Here is a 14,733-nt window from a genome sequence, read left to right on the forward strand (position 1 = left end):
AGCTCGCTGATCGCATTGCGCGGTCAGCGAGCTTTTTTATGCGCGCCCTATTTGCTCTCGGCCTGCACCTCGGTAGCAGGCGGGATTTTGCCGAAGTAATGCGTCGTAAAGCAGCACAACCCCAACCCGCCCAAGGCCAGCAGGCCGCCGACAATACCGACATTGGCAACCCCGAGATGGCTGCTGACCACGCTGCCGAGCAGCGCACCGCCACCAATACCGATATTGAAGATGCCCGAGAACAGCGCCATTGCCACATCGGTCGCATCCGGTGCCAGCGAGAGTACACGCGCTTGCAAGGTCAGCCCGAAGCACATGATCGCCATGCCCCAGATAATGGTCAGCGTGCCGAGCGCTGTCGCATCGCCGGAGAGTGGCAATAGCATGAGCAGGCAAACGGTCAGCGTGCCAATGGCGGTGATCAATAGCCCGTTAGGGAAGCGGTCGCTGAACAGGCTGAAGATGATCGAGCCCATGATTCCTGCACCGCCAAAGACCAGCAGCAGAATCGTGGTCATTTCGCCGCTGAGTCGGGACACAGTCTGGGTGAACGGCTCGATATAGCTGTAGGCGGTGAAATGAGCGGTCACAACAATCGCGGTCAGCAGGTAGATCGCCATTAACCGTGGGCGTTTGAACAGGATCGGCAGGCTGCGCAACGAGCCGGAGTTCTGGCTGGGCAGCAAAGGCAGCGCGCGAGCCAACAGGAAGACTACCAGCGCAGCGATGCCGGCGATGCCCAGAAAGGTAGTCCGCCAGCCCAGGGCTTCACCCAGCACGCGACCCAGCGGAATACCCAGCACCATCGCCAGCGATGTACCGGTCGCCAGCAGGCCAAGCGCCTGAACCTGCTTGCCGGGCGGTGCGATGCGCACGGCCAGCGACGCCGTGACCGACCAGAACACCGCATGTGCAAAGGCGATACCGACCCGACTCACCAGCAGGATCGCGAAGCTGGGGGAGATTGCGGAGAGTACATGGCTGACCACAAACAGGCCGAACACGAACATCAGCAACTTGCGTCGCTCGATGTTGCGCGTCGCCAGCATCATCGGCAACGACATCAGCGACACAACCCAGGCATAGATCGTGAGCATCAGCCCGACCTGGGCGGGGGTCATCTCGAAGCTCTGGCCGATGTTACTCAGCAGACCTATCGGCACGAACTCGGTGGTATTGAAAATGAAGGCAGCCAAGGCCAGCGCGAATACGCCAAGCCAGCTACCTGCTTGCTCGTTTGGAGGTGAAGTTATCAAGAGTCGCAACGCCCTGAAAATGTTCCGACCCGAAGGCCGATCGCCACGCATGAACATGCACGCCTGACAACTGTATGGAAAACCGCGTCTCGCCCCCCACTGAAAAACCAACGCAAAAACGCTCCGCTCGACCTTCAGAATCGGGCGCAGTGTGCAAAGTGGATTATTGTGGATATGGGGAGTGAAGCCAGATGACACGAATTCTACGGACCGCCAGAGTGGATCACAACCCGTACAGTCATGACAGACTTTACAAATGACCGCCGGTCGTCAGCCGTCAAGGAAGCGCTGGCGGTTCTCGGGCGACGGCAACAGACAGTGATCATAGCGCCCGAACAGGCGATATCGGTTGAGCGCGATACGGTTATAGGCCCAGTCCCTTAGAAAGCGTGGAAAAATACCCAGCACTTTCAGCAGCGGCCAAGGCGCAGGCAGCAGCCCCATGATGTGCAGAAAGGCATCCGAGCGTACGAACACCCGATTGTTAACGATGACTGCGATGGTATGAAAATCGTCGAGCGGCAGCCCGGCCCACTTCAGCAATGCCTGCCCTTGCTCCGACTGTACGGCGGCCAAGCGCAGACGCTGGTGCGGATCATGGCGAATCAGAAACTTCACCACACCATTGCACAGTTTGCAGACGCCATCGAACAGCACGACACATTCATCGGGTTTCAGGTACGGGGCGGGGGTAGTCGTCGGCACGGTATTCACCTGTTCAGGAAAAACAGCCCTGGCGCGCCCGGAAACATGAACGCCCCGCCAGTCGAAGGACCGGCGAGGCGTTCAGGCTAAAGCCATTGCCCGACAGAATCAAACCTTGCGGACGAACTCCGACTTCAGCTTCATTGCGCCGATGCCGTCGATCTTGCAATCGATATCGTGGTCGCCATCGACCAGACGGATGTTCTTGACCTTGGTACCGACCTTGACCACCAGCGAAGAGCCTTTGACCTTCAGGTCCTTGATCACGGTAATGGTATCGCCGTCCTGCAGCACATTTCCCGTGGAGTCCTTGATGACTTTCACGTCGTCGGCTGCATCGGCGCCAGCAGCGTCTGCAGACCATTCATGGGCGCATTCCGGGCAGATCAGCAGGCTGCCGTCTTCGTAGGTGTATTCGGAATTGCATTTCGGGCAGGACGGTAAGCTCACAATGGTTCTCGCATCGAGGGGTAAAAACCATGAATTATAAAGGGCTTTTACACTTTCAGGTTGGAAGACGCTGATCCGCTGGTGCAAACCTGTCGATATAAACCGGCTTCAGCCATTGGACAGGAGCGAATACCTGAGCTAAAAAATACATCACTCTCTCCTTCGATTCCCTTCTGATCCTTCATCCCCAACGCCTGCGCCCTGCGCCCTGCGTTGGCGGTAGCTATTGCAGCGCGCATTTACCGCCATTCACCACTTCCTGTATCGAGCACACTTCATGGGCATTCCTCATAACCCGGCGCTCGGCTATCGACCCGAAATCGATGGCCTGCGCGCGCTCGCGGTGATACCGGTCATCCTGTATCACGCGGGTTTGCCGTTATTCAGCGGTGGATTCGTGGGGGTCGACATCTTTTTTGTGATCTCTGGCTATCTGATCACCTCGATCATTCTTGCGCAGATGCTCAACGGCAGATTCTCGCTGATCGATTTCTACGAACGGCGCGCCCGACGCATTCTGCCGGCGCTGTTCGTGATGATGCTGGTCTGCCTGCCTGTCGCGTGGTTGACGCTCGATCCGTCTGACCTGAAATACTTCGCCAAAAGCCTGGTGGCGGTGCCGACCTTCTCTTCCAACCTACTGTTCTGGCTGGAAAGCGGCTATTTCGACGCAACCGCTGAACTCAAACCCTTGCTGCACACTTGGACGCTCGCGGTAGAGGAGCAGTACTACCTGTTTTTCCCACCGCTACTGATGCTGGCCTGGAGCATGGGTCGCAAGTGGCTGATTGTGCTGCTGATCGCAGCTGCCCTGGCAAGCCTGGCGCTGGCGGAGCTGGGGGCGCGTCATAACGCCAGTAACGCTTTTTATCTGCTGCCTGCACGCGCCTGGGAATTGCTGACGGGCTCGTTCATCGCCTTCTACTTTGTCTGGCGCCCGCGTAGCGTTGATAGCGCCAGCCATCTCGATCAGGCGGCGACGCTACTGGGGATTTTGCTGATTGGTTATGCCGTGGTTTGTTTCGACAGCAGTACACCCTTCCCTGGCCTCAACGCGCTGCTGCCTGTGCTGGGTACGGCATTGATCATTGTCTTCGCCAATGGCCAGACCTGGGTCGGCAACGCGCTGAGTTCACGGGTAACGGTCCTGATCGGCATGATCAGTTACAGCGCCTATTTGTGGCATCAGCCCGTCTTTGCCTTCGCTCGTCAGCGCAGCCTGATTGAGCCAGGCCTGCCGCTGATGCTGGCGTTGACCGTGCTCTCGCTGCTGCTGGCCTGGCTGAGCTGGCGCTTCGTCGAGCAGCCCTTTCGCAAGGCCGGTGCATTCAACCGCCGTCAGATCTTCGCCTCGGCAGGCGTTGCTTCCACGCTATTTGTCGTGCTGGGGCTGGTCGGCTATCTCAATAACGGCTTTAGCCAGCGCTTCGCTGTCGATCCGGCGATGCATCAGGCATTTGTCGACCCGCAGATACGCGAAAAATGCGACCGGAACCTTGATAGCCAAGGCTGGAATGTCGATTTTTGCCTGTTTGGTCTTGCCGACAGCAACGTCGTACCGGAGATGGCTCTGTTTGGTGACAGCCACTCAGAGGCCCTGTTATCGACGTTTGACGCCGCCGCGCGGGATCTGGGCAGAACCGTCGCGCACATAGGTCTGGGCGGTTGCCTGCCCTTGCTCGGCGTAGACATCGCCAAGGGTAACTACCCTGCCGGGGTATGCGAGGCGCTGGCCAATCGCGAGTTTGAATACGTGAAGCAGCGGCAGATCAAAAAGGTCGTGCTGGTGGCACGCTGGACGCTGTACACCGACGGCGATTACGGCGAACGGAAGATGAGCAAGTATTTCCTGACCTCCCGCAGCCACCCGGAAAAAAATCGGGAAACCTCGCGAGCAGTGTTCCGGCAGGCGCTTGAAACCACGATAAAGGCCTACCGCGATATCGGCACCGAGGTATTCATCGTCGCACAGGTGCCGCAGCAATTGATCAACCCCGAGAGTCTCTACTACCGCCTGGCTCGGGACGCCTCGGACAGTGATGCGCAGAAACTGCAGCGGATCAGTGAACTGTCGGTGCCAGTCGAAAAACATGCTCTGTTGCAACGCTTCACTCGCGAGCTGTTCCTGCACGCCAGCCAGGCGAAGCAGATCAGGTTGATCACGCTGGATGACGCCTTTTGCAAGGACAAGCAATGCCTGATTGGCGATATGAACTCGTACTACAAGGACTTCAATCACCTCAACGCCAAGGGCGCAGGGCTGCTTGCCGGTCAGATCAGCCATATTCTTGACCAGTGACAGGGTTTTATCGGGCGGCATTGTCTGTAATGCTGATACCCGCACAGACGCCTGAGGACCATCGCATGACCGCCGCCAGCTTCGCCCCGTTTCAGGATCTGGCCAGCCTGCTGATCCCGCACACTCATGCAGAGAAAATCGATGGCGCGCACGACGTCTCGCACTTGCTGCGCGTCTGGAAAAACGTCTGCGCTATCCGTGACCGGGAAGGCGGCGATGCCCGTGTACTGATCGCTGCCACGCTGTTACACGACTGTGTTTCGGTCGAGAAAGATTCACCGTTTCGCTCCAGCGCTTCGCGACTGGCGGCAGCACGGGCCAGCGAATTGCTTACCGAGATGGGGTGGGACGAAGAAAGTATCGCTTCAGTTGCCCATGCTATCGAAGCGCACAGTTTTTCGGCGGCGATAACTCCGTTGACGCTGGAAGCCCGAATTCTGCAGGACGCCGACCGCCTGGATTCTCTGGGCATGATCGGCGTGGCTCGAACCTTTTACGTATCAGGGCGGATGGGCAGACAGCTTTACGAACCGAACGACCCGCATGCCAGCCAGCGCCCGTATGACGACAGGAACTTCGCCGCCGACCATTTTCATACCAAGCTGCTGCACCTCGCCGACAGCTTTCAAACCGACACCGGGACACAGATGGCGAAGATCAGGCACGACCGGCTGAAGCGTTTTCTGGATGAACTGATGGAGGAAATCGGCGCGCCTCAGCCATGATGGGTTACCTGTTTCCGATATAAACATCAGATGTCATAAAGACATCACACAACTTCCCTATAAACGGCTCTCCGAGAAGGTCTGCGTGTTTATAGGGGTTGTGTGCCGTGAAAAGATTTATGCCTCGTTTCCTGCGTCGGCAATCCACAACGCCAAAACTATTGCGCCGCTTCAGGATTACCCTGCGCCTAGTGATCTGTTTCGGCCTCACTTCCCTGCTGATGGTCGCGCTGGGGGCTTTCTGCCTGCTGCAGATGCAGGAGATCCGCAATCAGGGCGAAGCTGTCGAGAGTGGTGCGCTGCCCAGTATCGCCATGGCCGATGCCATCGCCATCGGCCTGGTCAAACTGCGCAGCGAGACCACCCGGCTGATCGCCAATGCCGACGATCCGGGTGCGGTCATCAACAGCAAGATCAATGTCGAACAGCTCAAGAACGAAGTCGAGAAAGGTTTCTCGGAATACCTTGCGCGTGTTCAATCGGGCACTGAGCATGACTCTATCGTCGCGTTGCAGGATGCCTATAAGGCGTTCATGCCCGGCTTGCAGAATCAGATCACGCTGATCGAGCAGAACAAGCTGGATGAGGCCCGAATGCTGGCCAATACCATGCTCGCGCTGCAAGGCGACCTGATGGACATGCAGGTGCAGTTGCTGCGCGAGCTGAACAAACAGAGCGCTGCCGCCGCCGTAGAGTCAGCAGGCACCCGTTACGAGCAGGCGAGAATCATTGCGCTGAGCGCCATCGCCGTCGTATTGGCTCTGACCCTGCTGCTGGCCTGGCGTCTGAGCGTCAGCATCATTCACCCGGTCCGCCAGGCTTTGCACATTGCCAGCACCATCGCCGATGGTGATCTGACAGAGCACCGGATACCGGATGGCAAGGACGAGACCGCGCAGTTGCTGATCACCCTGGGGCGCATGCGCACCAACCTGCACGGCACGATTGATCAGATCTACGCAGCGGCGACGCAGCTGTCGCAGTCGGTTCAGGAGATGGGCACCATTGCCGAAGCCAGTGCGCTCAATCTGCAATTGCAGAACAACGAAATCGAGCAGGCCGCAGTCGCCGTCAACCAGATGAGTCAGGCGGCCATCGAAGTGGCAGGCAACGCCAGCAGCACCGTGACCGAATCAAAGGCGTCGACCCAGGCGGCAGCGCAAGGGCAGGAAAAACTGTCGGCGACGATTCTTTCGATCAAGCAACTGACTGAAAACGTGCTGGACTCCTCGCATCAGGCTGAAGGACTGGCCGAGCGCACACAGAGCATCAGCAGCATCCTCGATGTGATTCGCGCGATCGCCAACCAGACCAACCTGCTGGCCCTGAACGCCGCCATTGAGGCAGCCAGGGCGGGCGAAGCCGGGCGCGGATTTGCCGTGGTAGCTGACGAGGTTCGTTCACTGGCGCAACGCACCAGCGCCTCGACAGCAGAAATCGAAGGGCTGATCAGCGGCGTGCAGCAAAGCACTCAGCAAACGGCCAGCTCGTTGCGCCACACGGCAACGCAAGCCAGCCTGACGCTTGAGCAAGCTGCATCAACTGGCGAAGCATTGACCGTGATCATCCATTCAACGGGCACCATCAACGACCGCAACCTGCTGATTGCCAGTGCAGCAGAACAGCAAGCCCAGGTTGCGACTGAAGTAGACCGCAACCTGAGCAGTATCCGCGACCTGTCGAGCCAGACAGCGTCAGGCGCGCAGCAGACCACCGTGGCGAGCAATTCGCTGTCGATGCTGGCGGCTGATCTGAACCTGATGGTGCAGCGTTTCGTGCTGTGATGCCCTGCCTGCCGCCAACCAGTCGTCCCGAAAACAGACTGGCTGGCGATGCTGCAGCCTGAGGGCGGCTGTCAGTCCTGCGGACGCAGACGGTACTGCGGCGGCAACTGCTCGAAACCGCTGATGGTCACGTCGAGGCTTTTCCAGCGACCGTCCTTGATGCCGTAGATGCAGCCATGCACAGACAGGCTCTGCCCACGGTGCCAGGCGTTCTGCACAATGCTGGTGTGACCGACGTTGGCCACTTGCTGAATCACGTTCAGCTCGCACAGACGGTCGACACGTTCTTCCTCGGTCGGCAGCTTGGCCAGCACTTCACGGTTTTCGTAATACAAATCACGAATCGTGCGCAGCCAGCCGTCGATCAGGCCGAACTGGCGGTCCTGCATGGACGCGCGTACACCGCCGCAACCATAGTGGCCCGTCACCAGAATGTGTTTGACCTTCAACACGTCCACTGCGTACTGGACCACTGACAGGCAGTTGAGGTCGGTGTGCAACACAACGTTGGCCACGTTGCGATGGACGAACAGATCGCCGGGCAGCATGCCGACGATCTCGTTGGCCGGGACACGTGCATCCGAACAACCGATCCACAGGAACTCAGGTGTTTGCTGGCGGGCCAGCTTGGCGAAAAACTCTGGGTCTTCCTGCTTTATCGCATCGGCCCAGCGTGCATTGTTATCAATCAGGTCTTGTAGCTCGTTCATGCTTTGACGCCTCGATAATGATGCCCAGCCTTGGACTGAAGTCGAATCCTTCAAGTCACGCCTATTTGCCACTACTGACAAAATTCACCGAAGCTCGTCGGTCAACAAAAAGGAATCTTCAAAGTCGTGGCCGGTCCATTTTTTACGACCACCTGAAATGAGGATTTCCCATGAACGATTCACGCCGTCCGTTCGGTGCTACCGAACCGGAACCCATCGACGATAACGAAGACCGTATGGGCTCCATGGAAACACTCGACTTCGACGAAGAAGATCCTGCCCGTATCGGTGATCTTATCCCTGAAGACGAACTGCAACATGAAATTCCGGATCAGCGTGTGCGTGAGGCAGGCCTGACCGGTGCCTCGACTGACGATCACCATTCGACCGATGACGATCTGTCTCCGGAAACCCTGATCCGCGAAGACGGTGCCCGTTCACCGAACGAGCAGGGCGAAGACGATCCTGCCGACCTGGACCTGACGGTAGTCGATGAAGATGACATCGGTGGTGGCAACGGGCTCGACGAAGAGGAGATGGCCATTCTTGACCCGCTGGATGGCAACACCCAGCGCTGACAGCCAGCACTATTCGAAAAGCGTACAGGCCATGACCACAGCGTCTTCGCGGCCGCCGACTGCCGGGTAGTAATCGCGACGCCGGCCTATCTCGTTGAAACCGTAGTTTTCATACAGACGATAGGCTGGACGATTACTGTCACGCAGCTCCAGAAAGCATTCCCGAGCGTTTAGCTGATAAGCACGTTTCATCAGATGATCCAGCAGCAGCAAGCCAAGACCACGGCCCTGATTTTCAGGTTTGACGGTGATGTTGAGTAGATGTGCTTCATCGATGATGACCTGAATCACACCGTGCCCGACCTGCTGCGCCCCTTCGAACATCAGCCAGATCTCGTAGGACTTGAGGCCATCGAGAAAGATGCCGCGTGTCCAGGGATGGCTGAACGCTGCGTATTCGATTTTCAGTACCGCATCCATGTCGGCTTCGGTCATGGGGCGGAAGGTTACGGCATCACTCATCGATCGATTTCCAGCGCGTCATCAGCCGACGCATGGCTTTCCAGACATCGGCCTTGCGCTCAGGCTCGTCCATCATTAATTCAAGACCCGGCAACGCCCAGGCAGTGCCCAGACCTTCGATCTGCAATTCGCGGTTATAGGATTCGGCGTCGGCTTCACCGGCGAACTTCATCGACGGCAAACCGATCAGCCACAGGCACGCACAGGGTTCGTCCTCAAGCCGGGCACCGACAAAGCCTTGCACGAAGTCGCGCGCCGCTTCCGGGCCCTGATCCATCTGGCCGCGCACCAGCAACGGCCAGCGCACCGGTTCGCCGATAATCTGCGGGCTGTCGGGCAGACCGGCAGCGCGCAGCATGTCCTTGAGCAGCAGGTAGGACGGATCGCGGCTCTGAAACGGCTGGCCGGTGGTCAGTTCTACCAGCAGCAGGCAACGGCCGGCACGCAGTAATTGCAGGGCAAAACGCGGTGGCGGCACGACCGGAGCCTTTGGCTGCGCAGGCGCGACCTCTTCGACCGCGGCAACTGTGCGCGTGCTGGCCAGTGACGGACGCGGCACCTCGACCTTCGGGCGCTCGGGCTGCCGGGCGATCGGCACCACGTTCGCGGCTTCGACCGGCGCAGCGTGCGCAGATGGCGCGGCACCAGGCGCAATGCGCTGCACCTCGACCGGCGGCGGTAACGGCGCAAGCAGCTCCGGACGCGAGGGCGCGGCGAATGGCAGTTCTGTGCGCGGCAGCCAGTTGACCACCTGCATGGCGGTCAAATAAGCGCGGCGACGGGACTCGTTGAGCAAGGGTCAGCCACCTGTGGATAAGTTAAGCGCGCAATTCTAGCGTTGTTCGCCTTTTTGCGCTGCAGCATATCGCCCGCAGGTGAAATATCAGGCGACTGATGCAGTACAATTGCCGCTTTTCACTTGCCAACAGTCGGCCTAACGATGATCGAACCCAAGCGCGTCCTGCGCGCCCTTGCCGAGCACTGGGCGCTACTCGAGCCCTTATGCGAACACTTCGACCAGGGTACGTTGAGCCTGAGCGAGCTGCGCCTGCAATTGGGCGCTCAGCAGCAGGACAGCACCCCGCAAGACATCACCAACCTGCTGGACGTGTGGATTCGTCTGGACATTCTGGTGCCCGTCGCGAAAAGTCCGAACCGCTTTGAGCTCAACGCACAGATCCATGACTTCCTGTCCTACCTGCGCCGCGAGCACCGGCTGGGCCTGTGCCTGGAAATCGAGGCTTATCTGCGCCATCTGGAGCGCCTGGCCGGTTACATTCAGGACGCGTTCGATATTCGCGATGCCAATGATCTGGCCAGGCAGCTGCGGCTGCTGGACATGCGGGTGCGCGACGTTCTCAAGAAGCTTGCCAACGACGAACAGGCACTGGTCGCGGTCGCCGACCGGGCCAAGACCAGCGACCGGCAGATCCCTTTGCGCCAGCGGTATGCAGAAGTTCTGGCCACCTGGGACGAATACGTCGAGCCGATGATTCAACTGGTCAATGCCGACGGTGCTTTCGAACAGGGTGTGCGCAAGGTCGAGAATGTGCTGCTGCGCCTGTTGACCGAGCAACAACGCCTCGGTCATCTGGTCGACGACGACATGCTGCTGCGCACCCATGCGCGCATTCTGGAGATGCAGACCAGCGCTCAGTTGACCTTGCGCCACGCACGCGAGCTGCTGTTGCCGCTGCGCGAGGAGGCACGTCGCCATAATGCGGTGACTCGTGGCGCGGCGCTGGCCTTGTCGGCGATTCGGCGCAAGGGCCTGGACGCAGTGCCACAGGCTGCCATGCCATTGTTTACCCGCCCGCAAAGTACCTTTCTGGGCAGCGCGAGCCAGGTCGAGGCTTACGTCTATGCCTTGGCGCGATTTGAACCCAAGCCCGCGAAGTTCCCCAAGGCCAGTGGTACACGCAAGGGCGAACCACCCCGCGCGCCACGTACGGTCAAGGAAATGCTCGAGCGCTGCGAAAGCGCCCTGCCGATGCCTGACCTGATGGTCTGGTTGCTGGAGCAGGAACCGACCGGCGAAACCGACGAGCTGTTGTACTGGTTCTCGCGGTTGTCGCGGGACAAGCGCTTCGCCCGTGAACGCCTCGAGCGTCGCGAATATTTCACCCGGGAGCACCGCGTCAGCCTGCGCTCCTTTGCCCTGCTCGCCGCAAAAGACGAGCAGCCAGCGCATTCCGAGAGCCCTGTTCATGCATCTTGATCTATCCGAAATGTCCCAGCTCGCGCCGATCTTTCGCGAGCTGTTCAAGGGCTATCACATCAGCCGCCGTGACCCGGAGCTGTATGCCCAACTCTCCAACTGCCAGGACCAGTACCGCGCGCTGTTCAAGGCATTGGGCTACGAACTGATCTGCGACACCCGCGGTTTCTACTATTTCGTGCCTGAACTGGCCGCCGCGCAGGTCAACAAGACCGCTCAGCGTCTGGCGCTGTTCACCTTCATCCTCGTCGAGCATCTGGCCGATCAGGGCCGTGACCCGATGGCCGTGCTGGATGGCGGCAGTCTGGGCCGTGACGAACTACCTTCGATGCTGGAAAAGTACCGGGACCTGTTTCTTCAGGCGGAAGTGCAGACCCAGGAAGAGCTTGAAGAGAAGGTCATGCGCCGCATGACGCAACTGGGTTTTGCCAGTGAAGAGGTCGGTATCTACCGCTTCCTGCCGCCGATGCACCGTTTTCTCGATGTATGCCTGTCGGTGCAACAGGATCGCGATCTGGCCGCCAGCCTGCATAGCGCCCTGCCACTGCCAACGCCTGTGCTCATCGATGACGACAGCGACGAGAAGCTGCTGGAAACCGATGACCCGCTGGACCTGGCTGAATTCGGTGAAGAAACCGAGGAAGAGGCACTTGCCCGGGCAATCGCCGATGAGCAACGACAGGAGATGGACACATGAGCCAGGAACGTTATGGCATCCGCCGCTTTGCCCTGTTGAACACCGCCGGTTACAGCCTCGGCCTGTTCCCGCTGGAAAACCCGCTGTCGGTGTACGGCGCGAATAACCTCGGCAAGAGCGCCTCGATCAACGCTCTGCAATTCCCGATTCTGGCACGCATGTCGGACATGAGCTTCGGTAAGTACAGCCTTGAGCAGTCCCGGCGCTTCTACTTTGCCACCGACACCAGTTACATTCTGGTGGAAGTCTCCCTGCCCCACGGCCCGCATGTGATTGGCGTGGTAGGCCGCGGCCCGGGTGGCGGTTTCGGCCACCAGTTCTTTGCCTATGCCGGCGAGCTGGACCTGGGTCATTACCAGAAGAACGACACCTGCCTGCGTCAGAAAGAGCTGTTCAGCAACCTGGAAAGCCAGGGCCTGAAAGCCTACGAACTCAAGCCGGACGAGTTGCGCCGCCTGCTGGTCGGCGGTCATACCTCGATCCCGCTGGACCTGACCCTGATCCCGCTACGCTCCACCAGCGAGCAGAGCCTGAAGACTTTCCGCGCGCTGTTCATCAACCTGCTGCACATGCGTGAAATCACGGCAGCCAAACTCAAGCAGCTGTTTCTCGATGCGTTCGAGCACAGCCTGCGTTCGGGCAGCGTCGACTACATCGCCGCCTGTGAAGAAGCTTTCCGCGACGTGCGGCGCATGGAACAGGATTACAACTCGCTGGTACTGGCTGGCCCGCTGGTCGAGGCACTGGCTGCCGGGGTCAAACAGCGTGATCTGTTGCGCGGCAAACTGCATCGTCTGTCGCCGATCCTTGATTCACTGCTTGGCACTTGGTCGGACTACTCTGGCGCGCGCAAGGAAGAACTGGTCGCTCAGGCCGAGCATTACCGTGCTCAGCAGGATGAGATGCAGAACGATCAGCGCAGCAGCACTCAGGAACTGATGCGTCTGGAGCGCGAGATCAGTAGTATCCAGCGCTGGGTCGGCGAGCTGTCGGTGCTGAAGAATCGTTTCGCGCTGGTCGATGACGTCAAGGTGCTGGAGCAGCAACTGCTCGCAGCCAAGGATGCTCACGATGAGCTGGCCGGTGCGCTGGCCCAGTCCCGGCAGTTCAGCGCCGAAGACCTGGACGAGCGTTTGCGCGACCTGGAGAAACGCCTCAAGTCGGTCAAGCAACAGCTCGACCACGCGGACAACAACAGTTACGCCCGTCTGCGTGAAGAGTTCTCCCAGCCGGACGTAGAACGCCTGATGCGCCTGTTCAACAGCGCGCTGTTCAGCCTGCCACTGGGTGAGCAAGGCATTGCGCTGGACGACGGCGACGCGTGGGTCAAATCGCTGGAGACCATTCTGGATGGCTTCAAAGGCGATCAATTCACCGTACCCGGGCTGACCATCAACCTGTCGAGTATCGAGCCTCCTGCCCTGCAGGCGCTGGCCGATCGTGCTGCGCTGCGCGATCAGAAAGAGCGTCTGGAAAAAGAACTCAAACAGCTGAAAACCCAGCAGGCTGTCGCTGCCGACCGTTCGGCGAGCAAGACCCAGACCGAAGCGCTGTACCAGCAGGTGCTGGATGCGCAAAAGGCACTTGAAGACTTCCGCCGTTGCCAGACCTTGAGCGCAGAGGAGTCCGGCAAGCTGGAAGAGCTGGCGCAGATGGAAGCCGCTCAGGATGAACTGAAGCGCTCCAGTGATGCGTTCACTGAGCGCGTCCAGCAGCTCTCGGCCAAGCTGCAACTGATCGCCCGTCAGATTGGTGACATGGAATCCAAGCAACGCACGCTGGACGACGCGCTACGTCGCCGCCAGTTGTTGCCTGCAGATCTGCCGTTCGGCACGCCGTTCATGGACCCGATTGATGATTCCATGGATAACCTGTTGCCACTGCTCAACGATTATCAGGACAGCTGGCAAGGTCTGTTGCGCAGCGATGGGCAGATCGAAGCGCTGTATGCCCAGGTTCGCCTCAAGGGCGTGGCCAAATTCGACAGCGAGGACGAAATGGAGCGTCGCCTGCAACTGCTGATCAATGCCTACGCACACCGTACCGATGAGGCACTTACGCTGGGCAAGGCTCGTCGCGCTGCGGTTACTGACATCGCCCGCACCCTGCGCAATATTCGTAGCGACTACGATAGCCTTGAGCATCAACTGGCGCTGTTCAACCGCGAGATCAACAAGCGTCAAGTCTCTAACCTGGCAAGCTTCCGTATCGTGCTCGCGCCGAACAAGGAAGCACTCAAGCACATCGACCAGATTATCCACAGCGCCGGGCAATATGAAGAAGGCGAGACACTGTCAGTCTTCGACCTGAGCCAGAGCGCCGAGCAGGACAACAAGAACGAAGAGGCCAAGGAGTATCTGGCGCGACTTGTGGCTGCCAACCATAACCAGTTGGGCTTGAAGGACTTGTTCGAGCTTGCATTCGAGATCACAAAGGTCAATGGTCAGCCGGTTATCCACACCGATATCGACGGCGCGGCGTCCAACGGCACGACGATGACCATCAAGGCATTGACCAACATGTACCTGTTGCTGCACTTGATGGATCGGGATCAGGCTGGTCGGGTGCGCTTGCCTTATTACCTGGACGAAGCAGCAGACATCGATGAGAAGAACCAGGCTGCGCTGCTGGAAACGAGCCTGCAACTGGGCTTCGTTCCGATTCTGGCAAGTGTGAAGCCACAGGTCTCGGCTCACGTTGCCATCGACCTGGAAGGCGGCAGCGGGCCTAACGGGATATACATCGATGAGGCTGACTGGAAATACATTCAGCGTCGTGATGATGAACCGCCCCGGGTTTCTCGGAGACTCCAACCTTTGAGAGGATGGAGCGATGAAAAAACTACCGAA

Annotated in this window: 13 protein-coding genes and 1 pseudogene; 8 read left to right on the plus strand and 6 right to left on the minus strand. The window is 59.0% G+C overall.

Going from position 1 to position 14,733, the window contains the following annotated elements; genetic code table 11:
- Positions 1-47: 47 nt before the first annotated feature.
- The 3 genes from AO277_RS13680 to AO277_RS13690 all read right to left on the minus strand — a co-directional run bounded on the left by AO277_RS13680 (position 48) and on the right by AO277_RS13690 (position 2,414).
- The gene (locus AO277_RS13680; protein ID WP_031596642.1) at positions 48-1,256 is read right to left on the minus strand and encodes a sugar transporter; all 1,209 of its coding nucleotides are present in this window, start codon (positions 1,254-1,256) and stop codon (positions 48-50) included.
- 270 nt (positions 1,257-1,526) lie between these two features.
- Positions 1,527-1,961: a thiol-disulfide oxidoreductase DCC family protein gene (locus AO277_RS13685; RefSeq protein ID WP_002552091.1), complete on the minus strand. Its 435-nt coding sequence runs from the start codon at positions 1,959-1,961 to the stop codon at positions 1,527-1,529.
- A gap of 108 nt (positions 1,962-2,069) precedes the next feature.
- Positions 2,070-2,414, minus strand: a complete 345-nt coding sequence (locus AO277_RS13690) for a zinc ribbon domain-containing protein YjdM (RefSeq protein WP_032613429.1) — start codon at positions 2,412-2,414, stop codon at positions 2,070-2,072.
- A 274-nt stretch (positions 2,415-2,688) separates the two neighbouring features.
- On the opposite strand from AO277_RS13690, the gene AO277_RS13695 reads away from it, so the two are divergent.
- The 4 genes and pseudogenes from AO277_RS13695 to AO277_RS29720 all read left to right on the plus strand — a co-directional run bounded on the left by AO277_RS13695 (position 2,689) and on the right by AO277_RS29720 (position 7,219).
- Positions 2,689-4,710: an acyltransferase family protein gene (locus AO277_RS13695; RefSeq protein ID WP_044318200.1), complete on the plus strand. Its 2,022-nt coding sequence runs from the start codon at positions 2,689-2,691 to the stop codon at positions 4,708-4,710.
- Positions 4,711-4,775: 65 nt separating this feature from the next.
- Complete coding sequence (locus AO277_RS13700; RefSeq protein WP_005734645.1) at positions 4,776-5,435, plus strand: HD domain-containing protein; 660 nt, start codon at positions 4,776-4,778, stop codon at positions 5,433-5,435.
- Between the two features lie 119 nt (positions 5,436-5,554).
- Positions 5,555-6,361, plus strand: a pseudogene (locus tag AO277_RS29715) (MCP four helix bundle domain-containing protein); the annotation flags it as partial.
- Between the two features lie 69 nt (positions 6,362-6,430).
- Positions 6,431-7,219, plus strand: a complete 789-nt coding sequence (locus tag AO277_RS29720) for a methyl-accepting chemotaxis protein (protein ID WP_371411882.1) — start codon at positions 6,431-6,433, stop codon at positions 7,217-7,219.
- 71 nt (positions 7,220-7,290) lie between these two features.
- Here AO277_RS29720 and can read toward each other — a convergent pair whose 3' ends face one another.
- Positions 7,291-7,929, minus strand: coding sequence for a carbonate dehydratase (can, locus tag AO277_RS13710; protein WP_044318202.1), 639 nt, complete (start codon positions 7,927-7,929; stop codon positions 7,291-7,293).
- A 170-nt stretch (positions 7,930-8,099) separates the two neighbouring features.
- On the opposite strand from can, the gene AO277_RS13715 reads away from it, so the two are divergent.
- A complete protein-coding gene (locus AO277_RS13715) occupies positions 8,100-8,507 on the plus strand; it encodes a hypothetical protein (RefSeq protein ID WP_044318203.1) in 408 nt (135 codons plus the stop codon).
- 9 nt (positions 8,508-8,516) lie between these two features.
- On the opposite strand, the gene rimI is transcribed toward AO277_RS13715, so the two are convergent.
- Positions 8,517-8,969: a ribosomal protein S18-alanine N-acetyltransferase gene (rimI, locus tag AO277_RS13720; RefSeq protein WP_002552084.1), complete on the minus strand. Its 453-nt coding sequence runs from the start codon at positions 8,967-8,969 to the stop codon at positions 8,517-8,519.
- Complete coding sequence (locus tag AO277_RS13725; protein WP_044318204.1) at positions 8,962-9,765, minus strand: hypothetical protein; 804 nt, start codon at positions 9,763-9,765, stop codon at positions 8,962-8,964. The genes rimI and AO277_RS13725 overlap by 8 nt, the downstream gene beginning before the upstream one ends.
- Positions 9,766-9,909: 144 nt before the next feature.
- On the opposite strand from AO277_RS13725, the gene mksB reads away from it, so the two are divergent.
- From mksB to mksF, 3 genes are all read left to right on the plus strand, one after another.
- Positions 9,910-11,187: an Mks condensin complex protein MksB gene (gene mksB / locus AO277_RS13730; RefSeq protein WP_044318205.1), complete on the plus strand. Its 1,278-nt coding sequence runs from the start codon at positions 9,910-9,912 to the stop codon at positions 11,185-11,187.
- Positions 11,177-11,884 carry an Mks condensin complex protein MksE gene (gene mksE / locus AO277_RS13735; RefSeq protein WP_044318206.1) on the plus strand — a complete coding sequence of 236 codons (708 nt, stop codon included), beginning with the start codon at positions 11,177-11,179 and terminating at the stop codon, positions 11,882-11,884. The genes mksB and mksE overlap by 11 nt, the downstream gene beginning before the upstream one ends.
- Positions 11,881-14,733, plus strand: a 2,853-nt coding sequence (mksF, locus tag AO277_RS13740; protein ID WP_257214228.1) for an Mks condensin complex protein MksF, incomplete at its 3' end; no start/stop codon positions are given. The genes mksE and mksF, both read left to right, overlap by 4 nt.

It is taken from the genome of Pseudomonas amygdali (assembly GCF_002699855.1).
Lineage (GTDB): Bacteria > Pseudomonadota > Gammaproteobacteria > Pseudomonadales > Pseudomonadaceae > Aquipseudomonas > Aquipseudomonas amygdali.